At 54.7% G+C, this 532-nt stretch carries 1 protein-coding gene; it reads left to right on the forward strand.

The features are described 5' to 3' along the window. Positions 1 to 27 precede the first annotated feature (27 nt). On the forward strand, positions 28 to 432 hold the full coding sequence (locus KMS84_RS43765; RefSeq protein WP_094933914.1) for a hypothetical protein: 405 nt from the start codon (positions 28 to 30) through the stop codon (positions 430 to 432). Positions 433 to 532: the final 100 nt, after the last annotated feature.

Consider the following 532-nt stretch of genomic DNA (forward strand, 5'->3'; position numbering starts at 1 on the left):
TCGTTATTCAGGCCAAGGAGGCCCGCAATGCCTAAGTTCTTCACCGTCACCAATACCGTATGCGTGGTCATCGCCGGGTTTGTCGTGGGGACCATCATCTACGTCAACACAACCACCTATCAGTTCGGAAGCGAGGCTCCTGCGGTTTCCAATGGCGATGCTCCAGTACGGATCGAAACGTCCTTGGGCAACCCGTTGTTGAAAGCCTCTAAAGCTGATGTGGCCAGGTGGTTTCCGGGGACCTGCTTCGCCGAGATCTACATGAAGAACCCATCGTACAAAGGGGGCCTGGTCGCTGGTTGCATCGACAAAACGTCGAAAGAGATCAAAGCCGAAACGGGTGTGACACTTGGTGCTGATGACTTCCGTTCTTCCGAGGTCATCACGCACTTCAAGTCTGTGTACGGGGCATCGAATCCATGGCGGACCTAACCCTCAAGGGCCTGATTGGGGCGACCGATGATGTGACGACTAGCTTTGTCGCCGAGGTCTTCCCAAATCTCGCTAACTTGGTAGAGCCCCTAGTATGGAC

This window comes from Streptomyces hilarionis (genome assembly GCF_024539675.1).
Lineage (GTDB): Bacteria > Actinomycetota > Actinomycetes > Streptomycetales > Streptomycetaceae > Streptomyces > Streptomyces hilarionis.